Raw genomic sequence first — 26,090 nt, 5'->3', positions numbered from 1 at the left:
AGATAAATAAACTTTTAGCCGGCTGCGGCCTTCAACCTCGGCCGCTACCTTTGCGGCCCCTGTTGCTCGTGCCGTGCGCCGCTCTTTTGCCTTTAAAATTACGTTGCTCACCCTGGGCTGGCTGTTGCTGGCCATTGCCTGCGAGCAGGTGCCCGCCAGCGCGTTCTGGCCCGTGGTGTTTGGAGCCCTCACGACGCCCATTGCTCTGGTCCTCACTGCCCTGCTGGCGCTGTACTGGCTGCGGCGCAACTGGCGCGTGGCGGTGCTGCCCATTTTAGCCCTGGGGCTTACCTGGCCCCACGTGCAGCGCGGCCTGCCACTGCACCCCACCCATCTGGCCGATGCGGTGCAAGCCAAGCAGGTGCAGCTCACCGGTGGGAAAACCTTGCACACGTCTTTTCTGACGCGGCGTTCTGCGGGCAATGTGCTGCTGCTCTCGTCCAACGTGCGCATTTTCAACGTGTACTCGCAGCTGCGCGACGCCAACAATGCCTCGTCCAAAGATTTCATCCGCTGGCTGGCCCAGAGCCCAGCCGATGTGCTTTGCCTGCAGGAGTACTACAACGAGCCCCACGGCTCCCGCGACGACAAGAACATCTTCCAAACCGACGACCAGCTGGGGCGCGGCAGCGGCCGCCACTCCTTCATCTCCGTCACGCTCACCAACGGCATCGGCGCCGAGTTTGGGCTGGCCATTTTCTCGCGCTTTCCCATTGTGCGGCGGGGCACCATTCCTTTCGGCCGGCTCTCGCAAAACCACGCCATGTGGGCCGACCTGGCCCGGCCCGCCAACCGCACCGGCCGGGGCCGGCCCGATACCATTCGCGTGTTCAACCTGCACCTGCAAAGCATGAGCATGGCCGAAACCGACATCGTGGCCGCCACCGAAAGCCGCACCGGCCTGCGCCAGAAAGCCCCCAACCTGCTGCGGCGCTTCCGTAACGGGGCCAAAGCGCGCGGGGCCCAGATAGATACCGTGCTGGCCCACGTGGCCCGCTCGCCCTACCCCGTGCTGCTGACCGGCGACCTCAACGACCTGCCCTATTCCTACCCCTACGACCAGCTGGCCGACCACCTCCAGAATGCCTGGGCCACCGTGGGCAACGGCATCGGGGCTACCTACAATGGCAAGCTGCCCGGCCTGCGCATCGACCAGCAGTTTGCCAGCCCGCAGTGGGAAGTGCTGGGCTGCCAGGTGCACCGCGAAATCACGTGGAGCGACCATTTTCCGGTGGAAGGCCTCTACGAGCTGCGTCGCTGAACCAGAAGTGTTCCTCCCCGTTTGAGAAGGGACTTATCGTTTTCCCGCCCGCTACCTTTGCTCCATGCCGCTCTCGCTTTATAACACGCTTACCCGCAAGAAAGAAGAATTCCAGCCCGTGCACGCGCCCCAGGTGGGCGTGTACCTGTGCGGCCCCACCGTATACAGCGAAGCCCACCTGGGCAACGCCCGCGGCCCGGTGGTGTTTGATGTGCTCACGCGCTACCTGCGCTACCTGGGCTACCAGGTGCGCTACGTGCGCAACATCACCGACGTGGGCCACCTCGAAAGCGACGCCGACACCGGCGAAGACAAGATGGAAAAAGCCGCCCGCGCGGCCCGCATCGAGCCCATGCAGGTGGCCCAGCACTTCGCCAACCGCTACCGGCAGAACATGCTGGCCCTGGGCTGCTTGCCGCCCGATATTGAGCCCCAGGCCAGCGGCCACATCACCGAGCAAATTGGGCTGATTGAGGAAATCGTGGCCAACGGCTTCGGTTACGAAGTCAACGGCTCGGTATACTTCGACGTGCCCAAGTACAACGAGGCCCACCGCTACGGCAAGCTCTCGAACCGCAGCATCGAGGACCAGCTGGGCGGCACCCGCGACACCCTGGCCGGCCAGGACGAAAAGCGCAGCCCCCTGGACTTTGCCCTCTGGAAAAAGGCCGCGCCCGAGCACATCATGCGCTGGCCGTCGCCCTGGGGCGAAGGCTTCCCCGGCTGGCACCTCGAGTGCTCGGCCATGAGCCGTAAGTACCTCGGCGACCTGTCCGACATTCACGGCGGCGGGCTCGACCTCATGTTTCCGCACCACGAGTGCGAAATCGCGCAGTGCCAGGCCAGCCACACCCACACCGACGAGTCGCGGGTGTGGATGCACAACAACATGATTACCGTGAACGGCACCAAGATGAGCAAGAGCCTGGGCAACTTCGTGTTGCTGGGCGAGATGTTCAAAGGGCCGGCCGGGCCGCTGGTGCAGGGCTACTCGCCCATGGTGGTGCGTTTCTTCCTGCTGCAGGCCCACTACCGCTCGCCCGTCGACGTGAGCGACGACGCCCTGCAGGCCGCCCGCAAGGGCTACCGCAAGCTGATGAACGGCCTGCGCCTGATAGAGAAGCTGGTGCCCAGCAGCGACGGGGCCGAACTGCCCGGCGACGCCGACCTGCGCAAGCTCATGGCCGACCTGTTCACGGGCCTCGAAGACGACCTGAACACGGCCCGCACCATTGCGAGCCTGTTCAACCTGTTGCGCAAGTTCAATACTCTGGCCACCACACCGGCCGCGATGGCCGAGGTGTCGGGCCCGGTGCTAGCCGAGGCGGTGGCCGCTTACCGCACCCTGGTTGTTGACATTCTGGGCTTGCAGGACGAGCCGCGGGCCAACGCCGAGCAACTGCTGGAGCTCACCCTCAGCTTTTATTCCGAAGCCAAAGCCGACAAGGCCTACGACAAAGTAGATTTGATTCGGGCCGCGCTCAAAGGGCAGGGCATCGTCATCAAAGACACCAAAGCCGGGGTGGAGTGGGCCTACAGCGAAGAATAAGGAATTTTGTCATGCTGACGCAGGAAGCATCTTATCACGGCTGCTTTCGTCAGATTTAGTAAGCTATTGTAGCGCAGGCGTGATAAGGTCCTTCGCAAGCTCAGGATGACACTTTTAATGCTTCATAAACTTCGCCTTCCCCTGGCCGCCTTGGCCGGCCTGCTGTTGCTCACCGGCTGCCCGGACAAAAAAGCGGCCGAAACCTCCGAGGCCACCGCTCCTGCCGAAGCCAAGCTGCCCAAGGCCCCCGTCTTCAATGCCGACTCGGCTTATGCGTTCACGGCCAAGCAGGTGGCGTTTGGGCCGCGCGTGCCCAACTCCAAGGCCCACATTGCCTGCGGCGACTGGCTGGTGGCCAAGTTCAAGAGCTACGGCCTGAAGGTGATGCAGCAGCCCTTCGAAGCCATGACCTTCGACGGCACCAACATCCACGGCCGCAACATCATCGCCCAGTACCAGCCCCAGGCTGCCCGCCGCGTGGCCATCTTCGGCCACTGGGATACTCGCCCCTTTGCCGATGCCGACAAGACCCACAAAAACGCCCCCATGGACGGTGCCTCCGACGGCGCCAGCGCCGTGGCCGTGGCCCTGGAAATAGCCCGCGTGCTCAGCCAGCAGCCCGATAGCCTGGCCCCCAACGTGGGCGTCGACTTCATCCTCTTCGACGCCGAAGACTGGGGCCACGACGACGGCACCCAGGCCAAGCTGAAAAACCAACTCGAAGGCAGCAGCACCGACTCCTGGTGCCTGGGCTCGCAATACTGGTCTACCCACTTGCTGCCCGCCAACTACAAGGCCGAATACGGCGTGTTGCTCGACATGGTGGGCGCCAAAGGCGGCAGCTTCACCCGCGAGGAAACCTCCCGCACCAACGCCCGCACCGCCCTCGACAAAATCTGGAATACCGCCGCCCGCCTGGGCTACTCCGATTACTTCCGCTTCCAGGACACCGGCGGCATCACCGACGACCACGTGTACACCAACAAGGCCGGCATCCCGACCCTGGACATCTACGACCATCCTCCCTACGGCGACGACTACTTCCCGGCCTACCACCACGCCACCACCGACAACATGAGCATCATCGACCGCAAAACCCTGAAGGCCGTGGGCCAGACCATGGTGCAGTCGCTGTACATCGACTAAGGCTTCCGATTCTAAGTGAGATTTGAGGCGGCGGGTACCCGGAATTGCAACGTTCCGGGCACCCGCCGCCTCTACTGTTTTTACGCACTCTTTTTTCTGCGGCATGCGCCTTATCTACCTGCTCGGTTTACTGGCAATCAGTTTTTCTTCGCTGGCGCAGGCCCAGCTCAAGACCGTCGTCAGCCCAACTTTTTTCTTTCGGCAGCAGGTAGACGTGCGGCCTTACGCCGGCCGGCCCTACCGCGTGAGCGCCCGGGTGAAAGTAGCGGCGCTGGCCGGCGACAGCAGCAATGCCAACGTCTTCGCGGTGGTGTTGGATACCCACAAAAAATACGTGAAGAGCAGCGGCACTGAGTTTGGCCGGATGCGTACCCGGCACCGCGACGGCCGCTGGCGCACCTACACGAGCCACGGCAAGCTGCCCGGCACCGCGGGCTCGCTCACGCTGTGCGGGCAAGTGTACCTGAACGGCGCGTTTGGCTTCGACGATTTTACGGTGGAAGTAGAAACGGCCAAAGGCCGCTGGCAGCCGCTGCCGCTGGTCAACGGCGACTTCAACGTAGCCGCAGCCGACAGTGTCAGCGGCTTCCCCAACGGTTGGCGGCCCATTACGCTGGTGCCTGGCTTTAGCTACCGCACCGTGACCGAAGACGCCGGCAGCCCAGGCAACCGCTACCTGGAAATAACCGGTAAAAACGTGGTGCAGTACGGCAAGAATGCCCCCGCCGGGCATACCGTGGCCGTCAACGGCATCAAGGTGTACTACGAAACCTATGGCAGCGGCGAGCCACTGTTGCTGCTGCACGGCAACGGACAGTCCATCAGTGCCTTCAATGGCCAAATTCCGGAGCTGGCCAAGCATTACCAAGTCATTGCCGTGGATACCCGCGCCCAGGGCCAGTCGACTACCAATGGCCAGACGTTGAGCTATGACCTTTTTGCTGAAGATATGAGCGCGCTGCTCACGGCCCTGCACATTCCCGCGGCCCACGTGGTGGGCTGGAGCGACGGCGGCAACACCGGCCTGAGCCTGGCCCAGCACCACCCGCAGCAAGTGAAAAAGCTGGTGACCATGGGCGCAAACCTTTGGGCCGATACCCTGGCCGTGACGCCCGCCACGCTCAAGGAAGTGCACCAGGGTAAGCGGATGACCACGCTGCTCTGGCCCATTAACAAGCAGGCGCGCCAGGTGCGGCCGCTGATGGTGCTCCTGCTCGACTACCCCCACATGAAGGCCGCAGACCTGGCCAGTATTGCGGCGCCCACGCTGGTGCTGGCGGGCGAGCACGACCTCATTCAGGATGCCCACACGCGGCTCATTGCCGCCAGCCTGCCCCACGGGCAGGTGCAGATTTTGCCCGGCCTCACGCACTACGCCCCGCGCGAGAACCCGGAGGTATTCAACGCCGCGGTACTGAAGTTTCTGCAGGGCCAAGCCGAGCAGCCAGCCACTCGGCCCGCGAACTAGGCCCGCTCGGGCTCGAGGGTGCTGCCGGCGTCCGTCACATCCAGGCGCATGACCTGGCCGACGACCACGGCGTCGTTGGTGGGCTCGTGGCCAATGGGAAAGCCGTAGCCCACCGGGAAATTGTAGTGCCGGGCGTAGGAATCGATGATTTCCACGGCCGTGGTGCCGAAGGGAACGGCATTGTCGCGCATATCTGAGAAGTGGCCCACCACCAAGCCGGCCAGCCCGGCCAGCTGCCCGCTGCGGTGCAGGTGCAGCATCATGCGGTCGATGTGGTAGAGGTACTCATCGAGGTCTTCTAGGAACAGAATGCGCCCTTCGAAGCTGGCTTGCGAGGCCGTGCCCGTGACGGTGTGCAGCAGGCTTAGGTTGCCGCCCACTAGCTCCCCGGTGGCCGTGCCGGGCCGGTTGAGCTCGTGCCAGGGCGCGCCAATGGGCAGGGCCGGTTCGCCAAACAGGGCGCGGCGCAGGCTCTCGAGGGCCCGCTCGCCGCCTTCCTGGTGAAAGAGCACCGGCATCACGCCGTGGATGCTGGCGTAGCCCAGGCGCAGCAGGTGGCCGTTGAGCACGGTGATGTCGGAGAAGCCAGCTATCCACTTGGGCTGCTGGGCGAAGCGCGAAAAGTCTAGCCCGTCGACGATGCGGGCGGTGCCGTAGCCACCGCGGGCGCACAGAATGGCCCGAATGCTGGGGTCGTTGAGCTGCTGCTGGAAGTCGCGGCGGCGCAGGTCGTCGTTTCCGGCAAACTGGTGGTGCTCGCCGGCAATGCTGTCGCCCAGCACCACTTCCAGGCCCCAGCTTTCCAGGGTGGCGATGGCGGGGGCCAGCTCGGCGGCGCTGATTTTACGGGCGGGGCTGACGATGGCCACGCGCTGGCCACGCTGCAAAGCGGGAGGAAATAATGCCGACATAGAAAACGGAAAAAAACGACCGCAAATAACGCAGGACTTGGCGGCTATGCTACCGTGGTGCTATATGCGGGTGTTGTCGGTTAAGTTTGGGGAAGCAAGGAGCCAACCTCGGGGGCTGGTTCTGCGTCAAGCACACGGCACAGCTTTTACCATCGGCACCCTTTTCCTGATTCTATGAAGTCTACTTTACTTTTCGCGTTGTTGCTCTTGCTCAGCGTTTGGCACACGGCTTCGGCCCAAACGCCCATCGACACCACCGGCGGCCGTTACTACCGGCCGATTTTCCCAAACGTGACGGTGACTTCCGGCGTGGCGTACGGCTCGGCCGTCACCTTCGCCGGCACTACTCAAACGCTGCTGATGGACATTTACCAGCCCACCGGCGATATTGTTGCCGAGCGGCCGGTCATCATCTTCGCTCACCAGGGCGGTTTTGTCACGGGCTCGCGCACCGATGCCTACATGGTGAAGGTGTGCACCCAGTTTGCCAAGTTGGGCTACATCACGGCCAGCATCGACTATCGGCTGGGCTTCGCGCTGACGGGCTTGCGAGCTCCGGCCGATACCCCGCAGGTAGCCAAAGCCGCCATCCGGGGCATGCAGGACCTGCGCGCGGCGGTGCGCTTTTTCCGCAAGGATGCCGTTACTACGAATACCTATCGGGTCAGCCCAAGCCGTATCGCGGTTGGGGGTTCATCGGCGGGGGCGTTTGCGGCCCTCGAAGTTGGGTACTTAGACAAAGACAGCGAGGTGCCCGCTTACGTGGACCTCGCCGGTCTGGGTGGCATTGAAGGAAGCAGTGGCAACCCCGGCTACAGCAGCGCGGTGCTGGCTGTGCTCAACCTGAGCGGCGCCACCGAGCGGCCCAGCCTCATTGAGTTCGGCAATGCTCCATTGTACAGCATGCACGGCACCGCCGATGCCACCGTGCCCTACTTGCAGGGCACGGTGGGCTCGCTGCTGCCGCCCAAGTATGTGTTTGGCAGCGGCCGGCTCAACCCCTACGCTACTACGGTGGGCGTGCCCAACCGCCTGCGCACCCTGCGCGGTGCGGGCCACGTGCCCTTTGAGAGCACCACCGCTGCGGGCCTGGCCTATGCCGATACCGCGTATCGCGACATGCGCGAGTTCCTGCGGCCGCTCCTGGTTCCGGTCACGGCGCCGTCGTATCCCAGCCTGGTCATCAGCACGCCCACCAACGTAGCCGGGGGCTCTTACCAGGATATTACCATCAACAGCAGCCAGGCCGTGCTGCTGGGCAACATCACGGTGTACGGCACGCTGGTGGTGAAAAGCCAGACCGGCCAGACGCCGGGCTCGCTGAAAACCAATTGCTTCGTAGTAGACGGCCCCGGCAGCTTTGAGCTGCAGGCCGGCGCCACGCTGCGCATCTGCAGTCCCGAGGGCATTGCGGCCAGTGGGGCCACGGGCGCCATCCGTAACACCGGCACCCGGATTTTCAGCTCCGGTGCCGGCTATGCCTACGAAGGCACCACCGACCAGGTAACCGGCTCCGGCCTACCCGCCCAGGTGCGCGAGCTGGAAATAGCCTTGCCAGCCGCCAACTCGGTGACCCTGACCAACGCCCTGAGCATCAGCCAGCGGCTGCTGCCCACCAGCGGCACCCTGAACAACAGCACCCGCGCGCTCACCTTGCTGTCGGGCCCCGCCGGCACGGCCCTGTCCACACCCGGCCCCGGCACCCTCACCAGCGCACTCACCGTGCAGCGCTATATAGACCCTGCGGTGAATCCAGGCCTGGGCTACCGGCACCTGGCCACTCCGGTCGATAACGTGAAGACCGTAGACCTGGCCACGGCCTCGTTCACGCCGGTGCTCACGCCGGCCTACAACACCAGCACCCGTCCCGACCTGGTGGTGCCCTTCCCCAACCTGTTCGATTACGAGCAGGGCCGGGTGGCGACGTCTCCCGCCACGAGCTACTCGGCATTCGACAAGGGCTGGTTTGTGCCGCTTGATTTTAACAACGCCCCCGCGCCGCTGGTGCGGGGCCAGGGCTACGCCGTCAACCTGAAGGCCAACCAGACGCTGGCCTTCACCGGGCCGCTCAGCCGCAACAACGAAGACATTCCCGTGAGCCTCGCCGCGGCGGTTTCGCCCGATGCCGGCTGGCACCTGCTCGGCAACCCATTTGCCTCGGCCCTGAACTGGGACAACGTAACGGTGCCAGCGGGCATGAGCTCGGCCATGTACATTTTCGTGAGCACCAAGCAATACGAGGGCCGGTACCGCACGTACCTCAACGGCATGGGCGGTGTCGGTAGCACGGTGCCGCTGGGCCAGGGCTTCTTTGTGCGCTCCCTCGCCACGGCCCCCGTCACGGTTACTTTCAACCTGCGCGCCCGAATCACGGACTTTGCGGGGGCCAACGCCGCCACGCTGCAGCGCAGCACCGCCGATACCCGGCCGCGCCTGCGCCTGACCCTAGCCGATGCGGCCACGCCCGGCTCCCTTGACGAAACCTACCTCTACCTCGAAGCCGGCGCGACCGCCGGCCCCGACCTCGCCTACGATGCCGACAAGCTGCCCAACCCCAGTGGCCTGAACCTGGCCTCCGTAGCGGCCGGCCACGAACTGGCCATCAACGGGCTGCCCCTGCTCACGGCCGCGACCGTGGTGCCGCTGGCGCTCACCGCTCCCCACACGGGCACGTACGTGCTGGCCGCCGAGGACCTGGTCAATTTCACTCCCGGCACCGCCCTCACCCTGACCGATGCCCTCACCGGCACCCGCACCCCGCTGGCGGCTGGCACCCAGTACCGCTTCACGCTGGCCAGCCTCTCGGCGCCCAACCGGTTTGCGCTGGAGCTGCGCGCCGCCAACGTGACGGCCACCACGGCAGCCCAAGCCCTGGCGGCCCAATTGCAGGTGTACCCCAACCCGGCTTCGGGTAGCTTCCGGGTGCAGCTTCCGCTGCCGGCCGGGGTGCCGGTGGTGGCCGCTTGGCTCACCAATGGCCTGGGCCAAACCGTACGCAGTCAGTCGTTGGCGGCGCCCACCGGCCAGCTGCTCAACGCCGAGGTGAACGTGCTGGGGCTAGCGCCGGGCGTGTACCAGCTGCATCTGCGTGTGGCGGGCACCCCGCTGGTGCGCCGCGTGGTGGTGCAATAAGCGGAAACCCAATGCCTTGCTGGCCGGTATTACTATTGATAATACCGGCCGGCCTGGGGCTTGTGAAATCCTGGGTTGATGAGGCGTCCGGGTGGGCCGGTTGATTTTATTCTTTTGCTGTCTTAGACTGTATGTTATGAAATCAGCTTTTCTACTCTTCGCGGCTTTGCTGCTGGCGGGACTGCAAACCGCTTCGGCCCAGATTGATACCACGGGCGGCCGCTACTACCGGCCGATTTTCCCAAACGTGACGGTGGCTTCCGGCGTGGCGTACGGCTCGGCCGTGACCTTCGCCGGCACCACCCAAACACTGCTGATGGACATTTACCAGCCCACCGGCGACGCAACGCCCCAGCGGCCGGTCATCATCTTCGCTCACCAGGGCGGCTTTGTCTTGGGCTCGCGCACCGATCCTTACATGGTGGCCGTGTGCACCCAGTTTGCCAAGTTAGGCTACGTCACGGCTAGCATCGACTACCGGCTGGGCTTCCCGTTCACCGGCCTTAACGTGCCGGCCGACACGCCGCAAGTGGCCAAGGCTGCTATTCGGGGCATGCAGGACCTGCGTGCGGCCGTGCGCTTCTTCCGCAAAGACGCCGCTACCACCAATCTCTACCACGTTCAGCCCAACTACATTACGGTGGGCGGCTCGTCGGCCGGGGCTTTTGCGGCGCTGGCAGTGGGCTACTTAGATAAGGCCAGCGAAGTACCGGCGTATGTAGACCTCGCCGGCCTGGGTGGCATCGAGGGGGCCAGTGGCAACCCTGGCTACAGCAGTGCCGTGCTGGCCGTGCTCAACCTGAGCGGTGCCACCGAAAACCCCAGCTTAATTGAGCCAGGGAACGCGCCGCTTTGCAGCGTCCATGGCACCGCCGATGCCACCGTGCCGTATTTTCAGGGCCGGGTGGGCTCGGTATTTCCACCCAAGTATGTGTACGGCAGCGGCCGGCTGCATCCCCGGGCCACGGCCGTAGGCATCCGCAACACGCTGCGGACGTTGCGGGGTGCTGGCCACATTCCCTTCGAGAACAACGCCGCTTACGCCGATACCACGTTCCGCACCATCCGCGATTTCCTGCGGCCCAGCCTGGGCCAGGCCGGCACCGTCATTACCGCCATGAAACCGGGTAGTGCTAAAGCATTACCAGTGGCACAAGCCTACCCGCTTCCGGCCGAAGACGCCGTGCGGGTGCTACTGCCCGAGTCTTGGCCACTGCTGGCCGAAGCCCACTTGCTGGATGCCACCGGGCGGGCAGTGCGCACCCTCAGCCCCAGCGGGCGGGACCTAACCGTGCTGCGCGGCTCCCTAAAAGTGGGCATGTATTGGCTGAAGTTTCCCGGGCAGCTACCGGTTCGTATAGAATTCCAGTAGCCCTGCTGCTGAAATGAAAAAGCAAAGGCCCCATTCGTACGAATGGGGCCTTTGCTTTTTTTCGCGAATGAGTTCAAGCCTGACCCAGCTCAACTGGCAGCTCCAGCTACGACAGCGCCGCGTGCATCAACGTGAACGGTCGGGCAGGGGCAAGCCCTGCCCCTACCTATTTCACCGCATCAATGCGCAAACGTGGGCGCGTAGAAAAGCTCCAGAAAGTGGGTGATGGCAGCGGTTTCGAGTAAAAAGCCGTCGTGCCCGTAGCGCGAATCCAGCTCGGCGTACATGGCGCCGGGAATGTGATTGGCCAGCTCCCGCTGCTCGCTGAGCGGAAAAAGCACGTCGGAAGTAATGCCCAGCACCAGCGTGCGGGCGCCCACGCGGCGCAAGGCCGCCGGCACCCCGCCCCGGCCGCGGCCCAGGTTGTGGGTGTCCATGGCTCGGCTCAGGGCCACGTAGCTGTAGGCGTCGAAACGAGCCACTAGCTTGTCGCCCTGGTAGCGCTGGTAGGTGCTGGCGCGGTGCTCGCGCAGCAGGTGGTCTTCGGGGTCGGTTTGGGAGTCGACGTAGGCCGAGTAGCTGCGGTAGCTGAGCAGGGCAATGGCCCGGGCAGCGCGCAGGCCGTCGTCGCCCCCGCCAGGCTGGCCGGCGGCGTAAGTCGGGTCGGCCTCAATGGCCAGGCGTTGCGCCTCGTTGAAGGCAATGCCCCAGGCCGAATGGCGGGCGTTGGTGGCAATGACCACCAGGTGGTCGAACAAATCCGGCCGCTGCACTGCCCATTCCAATGCCTGCTGCCCACCCAGCGAGCCCCCAATTATCGTGTGAATGTCCTCCAGGCCCAATTCCTGGCGCAGCGCTTCGTGCGCCGCCACGAGGTCGCGGATGGAAAGCCGCGGGAAGTGCTGGTAGCGGGGCTGGCCCGTGGCCGGGTCCGCATCGAGTGGGCTGGTGCTGCCGTAGCAGGAACCCAACACGTTGGCGCACACAATAAACCAGTCGGCCGGGTCGAAGTAGCAGCCTGGCCCCACCAGGCCCGGCCACCAGCTCAGCACGTCGGCATTGGCCGTGAGGGCGTGGCACACCCACACCACGTTGTCGCGGTCGGAGTTGAGCTGGCCCCAGGTGCGGTAGGCCACGTGCGCGCCGGAAAGGGTTTCCCCGCTTTCCAGCAGCAGGTCGGGCAGGTTAAAAATATAGTCTTTCATGGGTGGTAGTTGCCAGTTGCTTGTTGTCAGTTATCGGCGGGTGCGGTTAGGTATCGGGATGATTAATGGTGGGAGCCACTGATAGGCAGCGGCTCCCGGCCAACAACTGACAATCGGGCTATACTTCCAGGGGTTGGGCGTGCTCCAGCTCGGGCTCGCCTACCTGGGTGCCCTCGGTGGGCAGCGCCGCGGTGTTGCCAATGGCCTCGAAGGCCTGCTGCAAATCGGCTTTGATGTCTTCGAAGTGCTCAATGCCCACAGAAAGGCGCAGCGAGGTCGGCGTGACGCCAGCCGCTAGTTGCTCGGCGTCGCTCAGCTGCTGGTGCGTGGTGGCCGAGGGCTGGATGATGAGCGTCTTGGCATCGCCCACGTTGGCCAAATGACTGATAACCTTCAGGTTGTCGATGAACTGGGTAGCCGACTCCTTGCTGCCCTTGAGCTGGAAGCTGAGCACGCCACCGAAGCCGCGCTTGAGGTATTTCTGGGCTAGGCGATGGTAGGGGCTGCTGGCCAGGCCGGCGTAGTTGACGCTTTCTACCTGCGGGTGCTGCTCGAGCCAGTTGGCGATTTTCAGGGCATTTTCTACCGTGCGGTCCACGCGCAGGCTCAGTGTTTCGAGGCCGATGAGCAGCTGCCAGGAGTTGAACGGGCTGATGGCCGGGCCAAAGTCGCGCAGGCCTTCTACCCGGGCCCGGATGATGAAGGCGATGTTGCCAAACGGCCCACCCTTGCCAAATACGTCGTTGAATACCAGACCATGGTAGCCTTCGCTGGGCTCAGTGAACTGCGGAAATTTGCCGTTGCCGAAGTCGTAGGTGCCGCCGTCCACAATCACGCCGCCGATGCTGGTGCCGTGGCCGCCAATCCATTTCGTAGCCGATTCCACCACGATGTGCGCGCCGTGCTCCAGGGGCCGGAACAGGTAGCCGCCCGCGCCGAAGGTGTTGTCCACAATCAGCGGCAGGTCGTGCTTGTTGGCAATGGCAGCAATGGCCTCAAAGTCCGGAATGCTGTAGCTAGGGTTGCCAATGGTTTCCAGGTAAATGGCCTTGGTCTTGTCGTCAATCAGGGCCTCGAAGCTGGCGGGATTGTCGCCGTCGGCGAAGCGCACCTCGATGCCCAAGCGCTTGAACGCCACTTTGAACTGGTTGTAAGTGCCGCCGTAGATAAACGCAGAGCTCACGAAGTTGTCGCCGGCCTGCAGGATGTTATTTAGGGCAATAAATTGGGCTGCCTGACCCGACGCCGTGGCCAGGGCCGCCACGCCGCCTTCCAGGGCCGCCACGCGCTGCTCAAACACGTCGGTGGTGGGGTTCATCAGGCGGGTGTAGATGTTGCCGAACTCCTTCAGGGCAAACAGGTTGGCGCCGTGTTCGGCGCTTTTAAACACGTAGGAGGTGGTTTGGAACAGTGGCACGGCGCGGGCCCCGGTGGTGGGGTCGGGCTGCTGGCCGGCGTGGAGTTGGAGGGTTTCGAAGTGCAGGGGCGAAGCGGACATGATGGCGGTATGTTTGGAGTTGAAAAAACCTGAATAAAACAAGAAAAAAGCGCGCAACGGTCTGAAAAGACGGTTTTTAAGCGCAGCGGAACCCCCACAAGCCCGTGCTGAAGATGTGGCCCGATTGGTCCGGCCACTGCGCGCCGAAAGGGCCAGCGGCGGGCACCGAGGGCCGCCAAAAAAATCCAGAAAGAAGGGGAGGGGTTGCCTAAGCCGAAATCAGCTTAGCAACAACACGGGCAACAACACATTCGCATTCGCTCTTGGCGCAACGCGGCGTTCTGGCCGCCTGGGGCCACAACGGAAAAGCCCGAACCTGCGGCGCACAAAGCAGCCGGAGCATTCGGGGCAACAAAGAAGGAAACAGCGGGATTTTCCATGGTACTCGATTCATATGCCCCGCCCCGGCTTGCGCCGATGGTGGGTAGGACTTGGCACCTTTCGCGCGGTCGAAGGTTGCCAGCGGGTCACAGAGCCTAGTCTCTCGCCGCTTCTCTATAAAACTTGAAACTACCCTGCCGCGAGCAGGGGAGTACCGTGATGGTGGTGAGCCAAATGTACGGAAGGAATTTTTTTATGTCCAACTATTGCACAGAAAAAAAATTCTTGCAGCCCAGCTTCACCGCGTGTTAGTTGGGCTGGGCAGCCGCCGTTTAGCGGCTCAATAAAACACAAAAAAGCCACCCTGAAACAGAGTGGCTTTTCTCACCTTTTTTCTGCAAAAAAGTACCTAGAGACTAGGTAGGGTCAACACCTGGCCCACTTCAATGTGGTCAGGGTTGTTGCCGATGAGGGCCTTGTTGGCCTCGTATATCTGGTGCCACTTGGCAGCGTCGCCGTAGTGGTGTTTGGCAATTTTGGAAAGCGAGTCACCGCTCACTACGGTATACGACTCACCGGTGGTAGCTGGATTGGCTGCGTTGTTATTCCCGAAAAAATCGGTGCCGCCAGCGGCTGGTTTTGCTGCCGGCTCTGCGGGCTTTTGCTCGCCTTTGTCGCTAAGAAAATCAAAGAGTCCCATGAGTTCGGTCGGTTAATATGGAAAAATCAGCAGGACCGGAATGCCATTGGTTGGTCCAACGAAGCTACTATACGGAGGAAGCCGGACGAGGTTTCGTCCTAAACCCTTTTGCGTGTGGGCCGTAAGCCGACGAGCCCGCTTTGCCGGGTTAGCCATCTTATTCCTTTCACCAACACCTCTGTTCCCATGAAAACCCAGTCGCTTTTTTCGCTTCGTTATTTCGCCAGCTTGTTGCTCTTGCTATCGCTGTTTGTTACGGCCTGCAGCAACGACAAAGGTAAAGTTGAGGGTGTGAATATGCTGTACGGCACCGACAGTAAGGTGTGGAAAACTGCTAAAGAAACCGATGCCAGCGGCGACAAAGTGAAGCAGACCGATGCACAAAAGCAAGAGGAGCTGCGCATTTTTGCCAACGGCACCTACAACATGACTGGGGCCAATGGCGCCGTATCGGGCAAGTACACGTTTGACCAGGCGGGCAAAACCCTCACGATGACCCCCGATAACGCTACCACCAGCAACACGTTCACCGTGGAAACCCTCACCGACAAGAAGCTCACGCTGAAGTCGGCCGATGGCGCTGCCTTGATGCTGGAAGCCGAATAATAGCCTCTTGCTGATTTGGAAAAGGCCCCGAACCACTGTGGTTCGGGGCCTTTTCTTGTTTACTGGCGGCTGGTTTTCCGGGGCTTATTGCTCGGGCATAGTTGGGTGCCGCAGGAATACCCGCGCCACCCAGCGCGGCAAAAACACCATGCCCAGCACCAGGTAGAGGTAGTAGGTGAACACGCGGTACAGCAGCACCATGAAGCTAGTCATGGTGGCCGTGCCAATGAATTTGCCGAAGAACGTAGGGAAGGCACCCTCCGCGATGCCCGCGCCGCCGGGCGTGATGGCTATCAGCAGGATGACCTTGTAGGTAATGTTGCGGGCGAAGATGAATAGGAACGTGCCCGCATCCATGGGCACAAAGGCCGCAATGAGGCAGCCAATGATGGCGTAGCGGGCCGTCCAGACAAAGACCGTGCTCACCGATGCGTGCCACCAGTAGCGCGGCCCGTTGCCGCGCAGCTGTACCGAAGCCAGCACCATTTCCTGACCGTGGCGGTAGGCTTTGCGCCGCCAGCGCCGCAGCAGCCGGAAAGAGAACAGCCGCACCAGCAGCCGGCGCACCGAGCGCGGGTTGACAAAAATGGCGTAGAGCATGAGCCCGGCGTAGAGCAACACAAAGAAGTAGCTCAACCCAAAGGCTATCCGCAGCGTGGCCACGAAGTTGGTTTGCAGGGCTTCGTGCGGGTAGAGCCCGGCCCCGGCCACCAGCACCACCAGCGGTACCATGAGCACGTAGTACAGGTTGTCGAGCAGGGCCGTGACCATGATGTAGGCCAGGCCCTTGCCCAACGGAATGCCTTCTTTTTCCAGAATAAACGGCGCTACTCCCGTGCCACCTTGCCCCGAGGGCAGCACACAGGAGGCAAACTCCCAAATCATAATCACGTCCAGCGCCTGCCGGTAGGTCAGCTCGTCCTCGGCAATGTGGCGGATGCGGTAGATGTAGCCAAAGTCGCGGGCTACCAGCACGAGCAGCGCGGCCAGCAGCCAGCGCCAGTCGGCGTTGCGCAGGGGTGCGAGGTCGCCGGGCTGGTAGCTTTTGTAAAACAGGAAGGCAACCACGCCCATGCCAATGACGACGGGCAGGATGAGGCGCGAGGGCCGCAACCGATGCAGAAAATGCGCGTCGTGTTCGGGTTGAGCAGGGAGCAGCTTGTAGGGCATTGAGGGGGAGTACGGCAGCCGGGCAAAAGTAGGGCCTAGCCCGGCAGCCCGCCGCTAGGGCCGGCCGCCGGGGCTGCCCGCGGGCGTGGTGCCGGCCGGCGTGGTGGTGCCGGGCGACGGCGCATTGGCCGGCGCATTGATAGGATTAGCGGGCGCAGTAGGCAGGCTGGCGGGCCGGCGCTGCGTAGAATCTTGCGGCTGCGCTGTGGGACGGGCCTGGCCCGGAATGGTACCGGGTAGCGTCTTGGTGGCATCAGTGGTGGTGCTGTCGGTAGCGGTGGCGGGCTGGGCGCCGGGCGCGGCCGTGGGAGTAGCGCCAGCCGGTGCGCCGGTGGGGCGAACACCAGGAGCACCAGCTGGGCGCGTACCGGGCATTCCGGCTGGGCGCTGACCGCCGCCACCTGCTGGTGCTGCTCCGCCACCACCGGCGGCGGGGGTAACGCCGCCGGCACCGGCGTCGCCGCCACCGCCGCCTTCGCCCTTCAGGTCGTCGTTGTTGATGCTCTTGCCGCGGCGCGGGGGCGCTACCGTGAGCTTGCCGATGCGGTAGTTGAGGCTCACCCGGAAGCCCAGGGTGTGCAATACGTTGCTGCTGGCCTGGTCGATAAGGGGCGACACCACCGTGTTGCGCACGGTAATGCTAGGGGTAAAGAAGTTATCAAACCCAAAGCCGAGGCTGCCGCGCTTCTCGGCAAAATCGCGCTTCACGCCCACGGTGTAGAACCCCTGGCCGCTCTGGTTGCCTTGCAGCTGCACCTGCCGGCCGCGGTAAAAGGCAAATGCCTGCACGCCCCACACCGGGGTAAAGTTGTAGGAGCCGCCCACGCGGCCGCTCATTACCCAGCCCTCGTTGGCAGCGTTGAAGTTGCGGTCGGGTACGTTGTTGGTGAGGGTGGTGTAGTAGAAATCGGTTCCTGCGTTCAGGTTAAACTTGCCGCTCGACATGTTGGCAAACACGCTGCCGCCGTAGGCGTTCTGCTGGCCAATGTTGGCGTAGGTGGTCGATACCGTGTCGACGCCACGCACCGTGCGCAGGGCCTCAATTGAGCCGGTGGTATTGCGGATGAACGAGCTGAAATTAAGGTTTAAGCGCTTGATGGCAGTACTGTAGCCCAACTCGTAGTTGTTGGTGTATTCAGGCGAGAGGTAGGGGTTGCCCTGGCTCACGTTCTTCGGGTTCGACGCGTTGAGGTTCGGGTTCAGGAACTGCAGCGAAGGGCGCTGAATGCGGCGGTTGTAAGCCAACTTGAGCACGTTGCTGTTGGCGAGGCGGCGCGAGAGGTTGAGGCTGGGCACCAGCACGCCGTAGTTGGGAATGTTGGCCGCCGCGAAGTTGGCAAAGTTGGCGTCGATGGTGGTGTACTCGTAGCGCAAGCCGGGCTTCACTGTGATGCCTTTGGGCAGGCTCAGGGTATAGGCCGTGTAGCCCGCTGTCACGTTTTGGCGGTAGGTAAACACGTTGTTGGCCGAGAGGATGGACGGCGCGGACAGCGACTCGCCGCCGGCCCCAAAGTAGGCCGTGCTGTAGTCGGAGTTCACGCGGCGCAAAATATCCTTTACCCCCATTTCCAGAATCTGGGTTTTGCTGATGGGGTTCTGGTAGTCGAGCTGAATGGTGTACTCCGCGTTGTAGCTCGGGTTATCGTTCATAATGCGGCTTGGGCTACCCAATGTCGCATTGAAGATGTTGTTAGTAAAGGTATTGCTGCGGTCGTTCCGACTGAACAGCGTGAGGATGCTGAACTCGTGCTGCGGCTTCTCGAAGCTGTGCGTGTAGTTCAGGCTGGCGTCCACGGTGCCCGAAACGTCTTTCACGGCCACGTCGCGCTGCGAGGACGAGAGCGGAGTGCCCGTCGGGGTTAGTCCCAGGTAGGTAGCCGAGGTCAGGCCGTCCTGGTAGTTGCGGCTGTTGCGGGTGCCGTAGCTAACCGAGGCCTGCAGGGAGTTAAACTTATTGAGGTCGTAGTCCCAGCCTAGGGTATAGCGCCCAAAAATCTGCTGCAGACGGGTATCGGCCGACTGAATGGTGGTCACGGGTGTGCCGCCGCTTAGGCTGCGGGTAGTCTGCACGTTCGAGAACTCGCCCGGAACGTTGTAGGAGCCCCGCCCGAAGCCGCCCAGTGAGAAGCCCATTTTGCCAGTGCGCAGGCTACCGTTCAGGCCCAGGTTGGTGCTGCGCAGGCCGGCGCTCAAATCCAGGCCCAGCGTGGCGCCGCGCAGGTTGTTGGTTTTGGTGATGATGTTGATGATGCCGCCGGAGCCTTCGGCGTCGTACTTGGCCGAGGGCGAGGTAATAACCTCCACGGTCTTAATCTGGTCGGCCGGAATCTGCTTCAGCGCGTCGGCAATGCTGCTGGCGGCAATGGTCGAGGGCTTGTTGTTGATGAGTACCTTGATGTTGCTGGAGCCGCGCAGGCTCACGTTGCCGTCGAGGTCCACGCTCAGCAGGGGCACGCGCTTGAGCACGTCGGTGGCGTCGCCACCGCGGGTGGTCTGGTCGTTTTCGGCGTTGTACACCGTGCGGTCCACCCGCTCCTCGATGATGGCCTTCTGGCCGGTTACTACCACTTCGCCCAGCTTTTGGGCCGAGGCGGCCAGCGTTATCGGGCCCAAGTCGGTGGGGCTGCCGGCCGACACGAGCACACCGGTGCGCTCTTCGTTCTTGTAACCCAGGAAGCTTACTTGTACGGTATAGCTGCCTGCCGGAATGCCCGGCAGCACAAACTTGCCGTCGTCGCCGCACACGCCGCCGTTCACCACACTGCCAGTGGCGCCGTCGAGCACGGCCACCGTGGCGTAAGAAACCGGCTTGCCCGTAGCAGCATCGGTCACAGTACCAGTGATGCGGCCGGTCGCCGTGCGTGCGGGGGCCGGTGCCAAGGTGGCCGGCGCCGTAGGACGCCCGCCGGGGCTTTGTTGAGCCGAAGCCGAAAGGGTGATGCCCAGCAGGGCAGTGAACAGAACGGCAGCGGCCGGTAATTTTTGTATCATACAGTGCATAGCGGCCAAAGTGCCACAATTGGAGCCGGAGGTTGCATCCGGCGTCTTTTTTAGATAATAAAACTTAGCAACAGCTTGCCGGCTCAATCGGCTTGCCGATACACAAAGGTCCTCACGAAAGCCGCGGGCTTGGGCATAAACTAGATTACCAATGGTTAAACCCCGACAAACGCCCCGATTCTGCCGGTGCCCAACAACCGCTGTTAGCTCGGTATCGTACCTTTGTGCCAGCCCGATAATCTTTTAGCGGGTCAGGCGGTTACATCCCCGTCACCCATTCCCACCACGCCTGCCCTGATGATAGTTGAACCCGGCCCGCTCCTGGCGGCGATTGACTCGCCCGACGACCTTAAGAAGCTTGCTCCTGAGCAATTAGTCCAACTTAGCACCGAACTGCGCGAGTTTATTATCGACTCCGTGAGCATTTACGGCGGGCACTTCGGCGCCTCGCTGGGCGTAGTGGAGCTGACGGTGGCCCTGCACTACGTATTCAAAACTCCCTACGACCAGCTGGTGTGGGACGTGGGCCACCAGGCCTACGGCCACAAAATTCTCACCGGCCGCCGCGATAAATTTCCCACCAACCGCCGCTACCACGGCATGTCGGGCTTTCCAAAGCGCAGCGAAAGCGAGTATGACGCCTTCGGCGTGGGCCACAGCAGCACCAGCATCGGGGCGGCGCTGGGCATGGCCGTGGCTTCGGACTACAAGGGCGAGAAGGACCGGCAGCATATTGCCGTAATCGGCGACGGCGCCATGACGGCGGGCATGGCCTTCGAGGCCCTGAACCACGCCGGCGTGGCCAACTCCAACCTGCTGGTTATCCTCAACGACAACTGCATGAGCATCGACCCCAACGTGGGCGCGCTCAAGGAATACCTCACCGACATCACCACCTCCCGCACCTACAACAAGGTGCGCGACGAACTCTGGAACGTGTTGGGCAAGCTCAGCAAGTTCGGGCCCAACCCCCAGCACATTGCCCGCAAAGTAGAAGCGGCCATGAAGGCCACCCTGCTCAAGCAAAGCAACCTGTTTGAGGCGCTGAAATTCCGATATTTCGGCCCTGTAGACGGCCACGACGTGCAGCACCTGGTAGCGGTGCTCAATGATTTGAAGACCATTCCCGGCCCCAAAATCCTGCACTGCGTGACGGTGAAAGGCAAGGGCTACGCGCTGGCCGAAAAAGACCAGACGCTGTGGCACGCGCCGGGCTTGTTCGATAAAATCACCGGGGAGATTTACAAAAAGACTCCCGACAAGCCGCAGCCGCCCAAGTACCAGGACGTGTTCGGCCACACCATGGTGGAGCTGGCCGAGGCCAATCCCAAAGTCATGGGCGTGACGCCGGCCATGCCCTCGGGCTCGTCGCTGAACATCATGATGGCCGCCATGCCCGACCGTGCCTTCGACGTGGGCATTGCCGAGCAGCACGCCGTCACGTTCTCGGCCGGCCTGGCTACGCAAGGGCTGGTGCCGTTCTGCAACATCTACTCCTCGTTTATGCAGCGAGGCTACGACCAAGTGGTGCACGACGTGGCCCTGCAAAATCTGCACGTGGTGTTCTGCCTCGACCGCGCCGGTTTTGCCGGCGCCGACGGCCCCACCCACCACGGCTGCTACGACCTGGCCTACATGCGCTGCATCCCCAACATCGTGGTATCGGCCCCGATGAACGAGCAGGAGCTGCGCAACCTGATGTACACCGCCACCCTGCCCGAAAACGCCGGCCCGTTTAGCATTCGCTACCCGCGCGGCGAGGGCGTGATGCCGCAGTGGCGCACGCCGCTGCAGCGCATCGCCATCGGCACGGGCCGCGTGGTGCGCGAGGGTGAGGAGGGTGGCGTGGCCATCCTCAGCATCGGCCACATCGGCAACTACGCCGTGAAAGCCACCGAAACGCTGCGGGCCGAAGGCCTCGACGCGGGCCACTACGACATGCGCTTCTGCAAGCCGCTGGACGAGGAAATGCTGCGCGACATTGCCCGCCGCTACCGCGCCATCGTGACGGTGGAAGACGGCTGCCTGCCTGGCGGCTTCGGCTCGGCCGTGCTCGAATTCCTCACGGACCACGGCTTCCACCTGCCCGTGCGGCGCCTCGGCATCCCCGACCGGGTGGTGGAACACGGCACCCAGGACGAGTTGTACAAAGAGTGCGGTTTTGATGCCGCCGGCATTGCCGCCGCCGTGCGCGAGATGAGCGAGAAAGTGGCGACCAATGCCCTGGCTACGGTGCTGCGGTAGGCTCAGGGTTTAGTAAGTTCGTCAGTAAACAATAAAGCTGCGAATTGACTTTTGAAACACCACCGGCTGGGAAATCCTGGTCGGTGGTGTTTTCATTTAAAGCAATTCAACTCATGGCAACTACCACCACGTCAACATACCCCACCACCTTCGCCCTCGGCGGCGACCTCACCATTAACCGCCTCGGCTACGGGGCCATGCGCATCACCGGCCAGGGCATCTGGGGCCCGCCGGCTGACCACGACGAATGCATCCGCGTGCTGCAGCGGGCCGTGGAGCTGGGCGTGAACTTCATTGACACGGCCGACAGCTACGGACCCAACGTTTCGGAAGAGTTGATTGCCGAGGCGCTGTACCCGTACAAGCCGGGCCTGGTCATTGCCACCAAAGGCGGCCTGCTGCGCACCGGCCCCAACGAGTGGCCCATCGACGCCAGCCCCAAGCACCTGGAAGAAGTCCTGCACGGCAGCCTGAAGCGCCTGAAGCTCGACCAGATTGACCTCTACCAGCTCCACCGCGTCGACCCGGAAGTACCCTTTGAAAAGACCCTGGAGTTTCTGCAAAAAGCGCAGGAAGAAGGCCTAGTAAAGCACATTGGCCTGTCGGAAGTCACCGTTGAGCAGATTAAGAAAGCCCAGCAATACGTGAAAGTGGTGGCTGTGCAGAATATGTACAGCATCGAAAACCGGAAGTGGGAAGCTGAGCTGACGTATACCCGCCAGCAAGGCATGGCCTTCATTCCGTGGTACCCGTTGGCTGGCGGCAACTCGGAGGCACTGGCGGCGCTGGGCCAGCTGGCCCGGAAGCACCAGGCCACATCGCCGCAGATTGCGTTGAGCTGGCTGCTCCACCACTCGCCCAACATCCTGCTCATTCCCGGCACTTCCAAAGTGAAACACCTGGAAGAGAACATGAAAACGGCGGATATCCAGCTGTCGGCCGAGGACATGGCAATTTTGGACCGCATCGGCGCATAGCTGGATCTGATTTAGCTATAAATACCAAAAAGCCCTCGCAACATTGATTGCGAGGGCTTTTTGTGCGAGCCGCCGTGTTTCTTGTAAGAACGGTCATGCTGTGTTCATCGAACTGGAGGTCGGCACATTTAAGTATCTCGCTACGCTCGCGCCATTTGTCATGCAGAGCGCAGCGAAGCATCTTATCGCCGCTGAACGAATCGTTCGAACGTGATAAGATGCTTCGCTGCGCTCTGCACGACAGACGATTGTGGATTAGTTACGCGGTAAAGATGCTTCGCTTTGCTCTGCATGACACAGACTTACTTCTTGCCCACTTTATCCAGCACCGCCGCTACGTCTTTGGTTGAAACCTTCTGGCCAGTCTCAGCGGCGCGGTAGATGGCTTCGAGCAACTGCACGTCGCGCAGGCCCATTTCGCCGGGCACGCGGGTAAGTTTGTTGTGGAGCACGCAGTCGGCAAAGTCGTCCATCTGAGCGGCTTGCTGGTTGACGTTGGGAATGTTCATGGCGCTTTGGCTGGTGCGGCCCTGTAGGCCCCCATAGCCGAATGCCGGGGCCAATTCAGCCCAACCCTTGGTGGCTTCGGCGCGCAGGCGGCTGGCCATGTTTTCGGCGTAGGTGGTGCGGCAGTCGGCGGTGGCGCCATCGGCGAATTGCAGCTGCCAGTTCACGCCGGCTTCTACTTCCCTGAACAGCACGGGGTCCGTCTTCGGGGTAAACTTCGCCGTGACCGATACCGGCACCTGCCCCTTGGTGTAAATACAGCCCTGCAGGCAGTAGATGCCCATGTCCATGAGCGGGCCGCCGCCACTCAGGGCCTTGTTCACGCGCCAGGGCGTGTCGTTGTTAAAGCGAAAGCCGTTGTCGGCCAGCAGGTGCTGCACCGGGCCAAACACCTGTTGCTGGCCCAAGCGCATCATTTCGCGGTGGTGGGGCTCGAAGTGCAGCCGGTAGCCGATGCTCAGTTTCTTGCCTGCCTGCTGCATGGCCGCAATCATGCGGCGCGCATCGGCCACCGACGTGGCCATGGGCTTCTCGCAGATGACGTGCTTGCCGGCCTGCGCCGCCCGCACCACGTACTCGGCATGCAGGGCATTGGGCAGCACCACGTACACAATGTCGATGTCGGGGTTGTCGATTATCCGGTCGAAGGTCTTGTAATCGTAAATGCTGTTATCGGGAAGGTTGTACTGCTGCTTCCACCGCGCCGCTTTGGCCGGGGAGCCGGTCACAATGCCCGCCAGCCGGCACAGCTTGGTTTGCTGCAGGGCCGGGGCCAGCTCGCCGGTGCTGTACTTGCCCAGCCCCACCAGCGCCACACCCAGCTTGCGGTCGGCGGTAAGGCCATCGGCCAGCGTGCGCAGCGGACCGGCCAGGGCCGCCGGGCCGGCGATGGTGGCGCCCGCGCCCAGCGAGAGCAGGCGCATAAAATGGCGGCGGGAAGGTAGGTGGTCAGCTGAAGCTTTCATGGGGCAGGCCGTTGGCGATAAACAAGCGTACCTCCTGGGGCAACCGCGGGTTATGGTTGAGCTAACTGGAACAGCTGGTTTTGTGCGGCTTAGCGGGCCGCTTTACAACGTTTTCGGCGTTGGCTTGTAGTAGCCTCACCGGTTAAGTTTGCCACTGCACCAAGCGCACTTTTTACTTCCCGCAATGTCTTCATTTTTACGCTGTTTTTCGTTGGCTGCGGCCCTCATCGCCGGGGCCAGCAGTCGCGTACCCGCTCAGGATGCGCCCGCCACCAAGCGCCCGGACCGTGCCCAGCACCACGTCTTTGTTATCAATAATTTCCGGACCGAAAGCGGCGTGACCTTGCCGCAGGCCCGCGTGGTGTACGGCACCTACGGCCACCTCAACGCCGCCCGCGACAACGCCATTCTGCTGCCTTCGCACTACATGGCCAATCACCACGGCTACGAGTGGCTCATTGGCCCGGGCAAGGCGCTCGATACCGCCAAGGTGTTTTTGGTGGCTACCGAGCTGTTCGGCAACGGCAAGTCGTCGTCGCCCAGCAACACGCCCGAGCCCTACCACGGCCCGCGCTTCCCGGTCATGACCATTCGCGACAACGTGGAGGCCGTGCACCAGCTGTTGGGCCAGGACCTGAAAATCACCCACCTCAAGGCCATCATTGGCTTTTCGATGGGCGCCCAGCAGGCGTTTCAGTGGGCCGTGAGCTACCCCCACTTCGCCGACCGCTTGGTGGCCACTTCGGGCACCGCCAAAACCTATCCCCACGGCGTGGTACGCCTCGAAGGGCAAATAGCCGCCCTCACCGCCGATGCCGCCTTCAACAACGGCGACTACACGGCTCCGCCCACCAAAGGACTGGAGGCCTTTGCCATGGTCTGGACCGGCTGGCTATACTCGCAGGAATGGTGGCGGCGCGAGCTCTGGCGCGCCGGCGCCAAGCCCGGCACCACGTTTGAGCAGGTACTGCACGAGTACCGCACCCACTTCATTCCCGGCGCCGATGCCAACGACCTGATTCTGCAGATGCGCACCTGGGAGCGGCACGACGTGGGCACCACGCCCGCCTTTGGCGGCAACGTAGAAAAGGCCCTGCGCTCCATCCAGGCGCCCATTCTGTACATGCCTTCGGAAACGGATTTGTACTTCCCGCTCACCGATGCGCGCTACGAAGCTGCCTTCATCCCCGGGGTGGTGCTGAAGCCGATTCCGTCGTTGTGGGGCCACACCGCGGGCGCTGCGCCCAACCCCGCCGATGCGAAGTTTCTGAACGACAACATCCGCAGCTTTCTGGCCGCGAAGGGGCGATAGTTATTTCGAACCTCAGGCTCTTCGTATCAGGAGGGGCTGGGGTTGCTCTGCTCAGGGGCGGGCCGGGTTCACCAAAGCCGGATATCGGTAATGCCCGTGGGGATGGGCGGGAGGTCGCTGAAGCCCAGCACACACCAGTTGGGCTGGATGCCGAAGGCGCCGCCCTGCAGCACGTAGCTCACCCAGCGGGTAATGATTTGGCCGGTGTCGTGCTCGTTTTCCGGCTCCACTTCATGGAGCAGCAGCATGTCGCCCACCTGGAAGTTGCGGTCGTTTTCGCGCACATCGAAGGGCTTGTTGCCGGCTTTCATGGCGGCAAAGCAGGAGGGCCAGACTTTGAGGTCGTGCGTTTGGCGCTGGGCGGGGTTAGAAATCTGAAACTGGGGAACGAACTGCTCGGGGAATACAATATTGGTGTTCATGGCAAGGGGCATAATTAGGATAAAGCCCACCGCTCGTTAAGGCGCTCACTGTGCTGGCTTAACGTGGCGGCATGGGCTTAAGTGGCTACACAAGTATGTTCTTAAGATAGCGAAAAGATAGGAAAATAAAATAGCTCAAGGGTGTTTAACAGCAAGCAAATCAGGATGGTTCATCGGGTAAATGCCGCGGTGCGTTTTGGCCATACCGGACGAGCTTCAATCGTTTCTATCCTTATCTAAAACGATTTCGCAGCCAACCTTGCGGCAAATTGGGCTGAGTGCAAGCGTTTGCATTCTGGCTTGTACCCCGGTCCTAGCCACTAT

The 26,090-nt window shown here is 62.4% G+C and carries 18 protein-coding genes and 1 riboswitch; of the genes, 10 read left to right on the top strand and 8 right to left on the bottom strand.

Features of this window, described 5'->3' with window-relative positions:
- Positions 1 to 73 precede the first annotated feature (73 nt).
- The 4 genes from LJ738_RS15220 to LJ738_RS15205 all read left to right on the top strand — a co-directional run bounded on the left by LJ738_RS15220 (position 74) and on the right by LJ738_RS15205 (position 5,424).
- Positions 74 to 1,261: an endonuclease/exonuclease/phosphatase family protein gene (locus tag LJ738_RS15220; protein WP_227787252.1), complete on the top strand. Its 1,188-nt coding sequence runs from the start codon at positions 74 to 76 to the stop codon at positions 1,259 to 1,261.
- 64 nt (positions 1,262 to 1,325) lie between these two features.
- Positions 1,326 to 2,810, top strand: a complete 1,485-nt coding sequence (cysS, locus tag LJ738_RS15215; protein WP_227787251.1) for a cysteine--tRNA ligase — start codon at positions 1,326 to 1,328, stop codon at positions 2,808 to 2,810.
- A gap of 117 nt (positions 2,811 to 2,927) precedes the next feature.
- Positions 2,928 to 3,956 (top strand): M28 family peptidase, encoded by a 1,029-nt coding sequence (locus LJ738_RS15210; RefSeq protein ID WP_227787250.1) that lies wholly within the window; start codon positions 2,928 to 2,930, stop codon positions 3,954 to 3,956.
- A 103-nt stretch (positions 3,957 to 4,059) separates the two neighbouring features.
- Positions 4,060 to 5,424 (top strand): alpha/beta fold hydrolase, encoded by a 1,365-nt coding sequence (locus tag LJ738_RS15205; RefSeq protein WP_227787249.1) that lies wholly within the window; start codon positions 4,060 to 4,062, stop codon positions 5,422 to 5,424.
- Here the strand turns inward: LJ738_RS15205 and LJ738_RS15200 are convergent.
- Positions 5,421 to 6,335, bottom strand: coding sequence for a S66 peptidase family protein (locus LJ738_RS15200; protein WP_227787248.1), 915 nt, complete (start codon positions 6,333 to 6,335; stop codon positions 5,421 to 5,423). The two genes, LJ738_RS15205 and LJ738_RS15200, sit on opposite strands and share 4 nt — an antisense overlap.
- A gap of 174 nt (positions 6,336 to 6,509) precedes the next feature.
- Between LJ738_RS15200 and LJ738_RS15195 the strand changes: the two genes are divergently transcribed.
- A complete protein-coding gene (locus tag LJ738_RS15195) occupies positions 6,510 to 9,467 on the top strand; it encodes a DUF8693 domain-containing protein (protein WP_227787247.1) in 2,958 nt (985 codons plus the stop codon).
- 136 nt (positions 9,468 to 9,603) lie between these two features.
- Positions 9,604 to 10,839 (top strand): alpha/beta hydrolase, encoded by a 1,236-nt coding sequence (locus LJ738_RS15190; RefSeq protein WP_227787246.1) that lies wholly within the window; start codon positions 9,604 to 9,606, stop codon positions 10,837 to 10,839.
- A gap of 179 nt (positions 10,840 to 11,018) precedes the next feature.
- Here the strand turns inward: LJ738_RS15190 and metX are convergent, their stop codons facing one another.
- The 3 genes from metX to LJ738_RS15175 form a co-directional block, all read right to left on the bottom strand.
- Complete coding sequence (gene metX / locus LJ738_RS15185) at positions 11,019 to 12,044, bottom strand: homoserine O-acetyltransferase MetX (protein ID WP_227787245.1); 1,026 nt, start codon at positions 12,042 to 12,044, stop codon at positions 11,019 to 11,021.
- 118 nt (positions 12,045 to 12,162) lie between these two features.
- Positions 12,163 to 13,542, bottom strand: coding sequence for an O-acetylhomoserine aminocarboxypropyltransferase/cysteine synthase family protein (locus tag LJ738_RS15180; protein ID WP_227787244.1), 1,380 nt, complete (start codon positions 13,540 to 13,542; stop codon positions 12,163 to 12,165).
- Positions 13,543 to 13,929: 387 nt separating this feature from the next.
- Positions 13,930 to 14,046, bottom strand: a riboswitch (SAM riboswitch).
- Between the two features lie 226 nt (positions 14,047 to 14,272).
- Positions 14,273 to 14,563 carry a LysM peptidoglycan-binding domain-containing protein gene (locus tag LJ738_RS15175; protein WP_068190818.1) on the bottom strand — a complete coding sequence of 97 codons (291 nt, stop codon included), beginning with the start codon at positions 14,561 to 14,563 and terminating at the stop codon, positions 14,273 to 14,275.
- A gap of 228 nt (positions 14,564 to 14,791) precedes the next feature.
- Here LJ738_RS15175 and LJ738_RS15170 point away from each other — a divergent pair, with 228 nt between their 5' ends.
- Positions 14,792 to 15,169 carry a hypothetical protein gene (locus LJ738_RS15170; RefSeq protein ID WP_227787243.1) on the top strand — a complete coding sequence of 126 codons (378 nt, stop codon included), beginning with the start codon at positions 14,792 to 14,794 and terminating at the stop codon, positions 15,167 to 15,169.
- A gap of 84 nt (positions 15,170 to 15,253) precedes the next feature.
- On the opposite strand, the gene LJ738_RS15165 is transcribed toward LJ738_RS15170, so the two are convergent.
- Both LJ738_RS15165 and LJ738_RS15160 read right to left on the bottom strand, forming a co-directional pair.
- A complete protein-coding gene (locus tag LJ738_RS15165) occupies positions 15,254 to 16,339 on the bottom strand; it encodes a lysylphosphatidylglycerol synthase transmembrane domain-containing protein (protein ID WP_227787242.1) in 1,086 nt (361 codons plus the stop codon).
- 54 nt (positions 16,340 to 16,393) lie between these two features.
- The gene (locus LJ738_RS15160; RefSeq protein WP_227787241.1) at positions 16,394 to 19,330 is read right to left on the bottom strand and encodes a TonB-dependent receptor; all 2,937 of its coding nucleotides are present in this window, start codon (positions 19,328 to 19,330) and stop codon (positions 16,394 to 16,396) included.
- Positions 19,331 to 19,636: 306 nt separating this feature from the next.
- On the opposite strand from LJ738_RS15160, the gene dxs reads away from it, so the two are divergent.
- Together dxs and LJ738_RS15150 are read left to right on the top strand one after the other, a co-directional pair.
- Positions 19,637 to 21,583, top strand: a complete 1,947-nt coding sequence (gene dxs / locus LJ738_RS15155) for a 1-deoxy-D-xylulose-5-phosphate synthase (protein ID WP_227787240.1) — start codon at positions 19,637 to 19,639, stop codon at positions 21,581 to 21,583.
- Positions 21,584 to 21,696: 113 nt separating this feature from the next.
- On the top strand, positions 21,697 to 22,560 hold the full coding sequence (locus LJ738_RS15150; protein ID WP_227787239.1) for an aldo/keto reductase: 864 nt from the start codon (positions 21,697 to 21,699) through the stop codon (positions 22,558 to 22,560).
- 302 nt (positions 22,561 to 22,862) lie between these two features.
- Here the strand turns inward: LJ738_RS15150 and LJ738_RS15145 are convergent, their stop codons facing one another.
- Positions 22,863 to 23,990 (bottom strand): Gfo/Idh/MocA family protein, encoded by a 1,128-nt coding sequence (locus LJ738_RS15145; protein ID WP_227787238.1) that lies wholly within the window; start codon positions 23,988 to 23,990, stop codon positions 22,863 to 22,865.
- Between the two features lie 226 nt (positions 23,991 to 24,216).
- Here LJ738_RS15145 and LJ738_RS15140 point away from each other — a divergent pair, with 226 nt between their 5' ends.
- Positions 24,217 to 25,344, top strand: a complete 1,128-nt coding sequence (locus LJ738_RS15140; protein ID WP_227787237.1) for an alpha/beta fold hydrolase — start codon at positions 24,217 to 24,219, stop codon at positions 25,342 to 25,344.
- A 68-nt stretch (positions 25,345 to 25,412) separates the two neighbouring features.
- Here LJ738_RS15140 and LJ738_RS15135 read toward each other — a convergent pair whose 3' ends face one another.
- The gene (locus tag LJ738_RS15135; RefSeq protein WP_227787236.1) at positions 25,413 to 25,766 is read right to left on the bottom strand and encodes an ASCH/PUA domain-containing protein; all 354 of its coding nucleotides are present in this window, start codon (positions 25,764 to 25,766) and stop codon (positions 25,413 to 25,415) included.
- Positions 25,767 to 26,090: the final 324 nt, after the last annotated feature.

The sequence above is a fragment of the Hymenobacter plasmatis genome (assembly GCF_020711255.1).
In the GTDB taxonomy this organism is placed as follows: Bacteria; Bacteroidota; Bacteroidia; order Cytophagales; family Hymenobacteraceae; genus Hymenobacter.
Note: the sequence above shows the minus strand (reverse complement) of the source record. Positions and strands in the feature narration are given on the sequence as shown.

Coding starts and splice junctions, on each gene's coding strand:
- cysS (WP_227787251.1), top strand. CDS start 1,326: ATGCCGCTCTCGCTTTATAACACGCTTACCCGCAAGAAAGAAGAATTC.
- LJ738_RS15210 (WP_227787250.1), top strand. CDS start 2,928: ATGCTTCATAAACTTCGCCTTCCCCTGGCCGCCTTGGCCGGCCTGCTG.
- LJ738_RS15205 (WP_227787249.1), top strand. CDS start 4,060: ATGCGCCTTATCTACCTGCTCGGTTTACTGGCAATCAGTTTTTCTTCG.
- LJ738_RS15200 (WP_227787248.1), bottom strand. CDS start 6,335: ATGTCGGCATTATTTCCTCCCGCTTTGCAGCGTGGCCAGCGCGTGGCC.
- LJ738_RS15195 (WP_227787247.1), top strand. CDS start 6,510: ATGAAGTCTACTTTACTTTTCGCGTTGTTGCTCTTGCTCAGCGTTTGG.
- LJ738_RS15190 (WP_227787246.1), top strand. CDS start 9,604: ATGAAATCAGCTTTTCTACTCTTCGCGGCTTTGCTGCTGGCGGGACTG.
- metX (WP_227787245.1), bottom strand. CDS start 12,044: ATGAAAGACTATATTTTTAACCTGCCCGACCTGCTGCTGGAAAGCGGG.
- LJ738_RS15180 (WP_227787244.1), bottom strand. CDS start 13,542: ATGTCCGCTTCGCCCCTGCACTTCGAAACCCTCCAACTCCACGCCGGC.
- LJ738_RS15175 (WP_068190818.1), bottom strand. CDS start 14,563: ATGGGACTCTTTGATTTTCTTAGCGACAAAGGCGAGCAAAAGCCCGCA.
- LJ738_RS15165 (WP_227787242.1), bottom strand. CDS start 16,339: ATGCCCTACAAGCTGCTCCCTGCTCAACCCGAACACGACGCGCATTTT.
- LJ738_RS15160 (WP_227787241.1), bottom strand. CDS start 19,330: ATGATACAAAAATTACCGGCCGCTGCCGTTCTGTTCACTGCCCTGCTG.
- dxs (WP_227787240.1), top strand. CDS start 19,637: ATGATAGTTGAACCCGGCCCGCTCCTGGCGGCGATTGACTCGCCCGAC.
- LJ738_RS15150 (WP_227787239.1), top strand. CDS start 21,697: ATGGCAACTACCACCACGTCAACATACCCCACCACCTTCGCCCTCGGC.
- LJ738_RS15145 (WP_227787238.1), bottom strand. CDS start 23,990: ATGCGCCTGCTCTCGCTGGGCGCGGGCGCCACCATCGCCGGCCCGGCG.
- LJ738_RS15140 (WP_227787237.1), top strand. CDS start 24,217: ATGTCTTCATTTTTACGCTGTTTTTCGTTGGCTGCGGCCCTCATCGCC.
- LJ738_RS15135 (WP_227787236.1), bottom strand. CDS start 25,766: ATGAACACCAATATTGTATTCCCCGAGCAGTTCGTTCCCCAGTTTCAG.